Genomic DNA, 1,765 nt, shown 5'->3' with positions numbered 1-1,765 from the left:
ATGATGGTTTCTCCATTTGGGCCAAAGCCGTCTATTTGCTTCATACTGCCATAGCGGCTTGCCATGCCAGCTGCCAAAATTAATAAGGTAGGTTTCATTTTCATGCGACGAAAATAATCATTTGAGTTTATATTTTGATTTGTTTTTTTTTGTGTTTTGATGTTAATTCTCTTTATGATAGTGCTTTAGGTTTTTAGAGTCCAAATAACCCTTTGCCTCCACTGTTGCGGGGCTTTTTGCCAGTAAGCATTCCGAATATTCCCCTTACAATTTCCTTGCCGATTTGTCGGGTAATTGTAGCGCCCATGACCTGTTCAATTAAACTCTTTTCTTGTTTTCCGGAGCTGGCACTTGTGGTTTCGCTGTGTTGTTCTTCTGCAAGTTTATCATTTACTCTGTTGGTGAGTATTTCATAGGCACTTTCGCGGTCAATGGCTACGGCATATTTTTTTGTTAAGGGGCTGGATGTAAGGAGACTGTTGTAATCTGCGGTAGTCATTGGGCCCATGGTGGATCTTGGGGAGGAAAGTAGCGTTGCAGAAACTTCAGTTGGAATGCCTTTTTCATTTAATACGGTAATCAGCGCCTGGCCTGTTCCTAAAGAAGTTAATACTTTATCAATCTGATAGAAATCGGATCTGGGATAAGTATTGACCGTTTTTTTTAAAGCATCAGCATCATTGGGGGTAAATACCCGTAAGGCATGTTGTATACGGTTACCCAACTGAGCAAGTATGCTTTCTGGTACATCTGTTGGCGCCTGGGTGCAAAAGAAGACGCCTATGCCCTTAGATCGGATCAGCCTTATAATGGTTTCAATTTGTTCCAGAAATGCTTTAGAGGAGTTCTTAAATAGTAAATGTGCTTCATCAAAGAAGAAGACCAGTTTAGGTTTATCCAGATCTCCGGCTTCCGGCATATTATAAAAGATTTCTGCCAGCAGGCTGAGTAGAAAGGTAGAATAAAGAACGGGTTGGTTTTGAACATCGGAAATGTTAAGCAGGCTGATGACCCCTTTTCCATCTGTTCGGCCAAAAAGATCTTCTATGTCAAAAGAAGGTTCACCAAACATGTCGGCCAGTCCTTGTTGCTCAATAGCGACAATCTTTCTTAATATTGTTCCAGCAGTTGCCGGAGATATTTTTCCGTAAGAACTTTTGATTTCGTCTGCACCTTCGCCCTCAGAAAGATAGGATACGAGTTTTTTGAGGTCTTTCAGGTCAATGACAGGCATTTTATTGTCATCGGCATATTTGAAGATAACGGCAAGAACCCCGGTTTGAGTGTCATTTAGATCTAGGATCTTAGACAGTAATGTAGGCCCAAATTCCAGAACGGTTGCACGCATTTGTGCACCCAGTTTTCCGGAAAGGGAATAAAGTTCGATAGGAAAGCCCGAGGGGGTAAAGGGTTTCTGTAGTTGGGTAGCCCTTTCCTCAATTTTCGCATTGCTTTCCCCGGCTTGATAAAGACCAGATAGATCTCCTTTAACATCCAGCATAAATACGGGTACGCCTGCATCAGAAAGTTGTTCTGCCAGTAATTGAAGGGTACGTGTTTTTCCTGTTCCGGTTGCACCAGCCACTAATCCGTGACGGTTCATCATTTTTAAAGAAAGGTTTACTTCAGCTTCGGCAAGTACATTACCATTGAGCATCCCTGCACCTAAATAGATGCTGGAGCCACTTGGGGTGTAAGAAGCTTTGATTTTTTCTGTAAAATCTGCAGATTGATCACTCATAGGAAGAAATAATTTATTTAAAAG

The 1,765-nt window shown here is 41.7% G+C and carries 1 protein-coding gene and 1 pseudogene; both read right to left on the bottom strand.

The genetic code is table 11. The annotated features are described in order from the left end of the window. Positions 1-98: pseudogene (locus tag DBR11_RS30235) on the bottom strand (nucleotidyltransferase); the annotation flags it as partial. Between the two features lie 95 nt (positions 99-193). Continuing rightward, the gene (locus DBR11_RS18320) at positions 194-1,741 is read right to left on the bottom strand and encodes a helicase HerA-like domain-containing protein (protein ID WP_108554086.1); all 1,548 of its coding nucleotides are present in this window, start codon (positions 1,739-1,741) and stop codon (positions 194-196) included. Positions 1,742-1,765 lie beyond the last annotated feature (24 nt).

It is taken from the genome of Pedobacter sp. HMWF019, from assembly GCF_003061025.1.
Taxonomy (GTDB): Bacteria; Bacteroidota; Bacteroidia; order Sphingobacteriales; family Sphingobacteriaceae; genus Pedobacter.
The sequence above is the reverse complement of the archived record's forward strand: the minus strand, read 5'-3'. Positions and strand labels throughout refer to the sequence as shown.

What these genes read in the sequence shown, in the direction of transcription:
- DBR11_RS18320 (WP_108554086.1), bottom strand. Translation starts at nt 1,741, where the DNA reads ATGAGTGATCAATCTGCAGATTTTACAGAAAAAATCAAAGCTTCTTAC.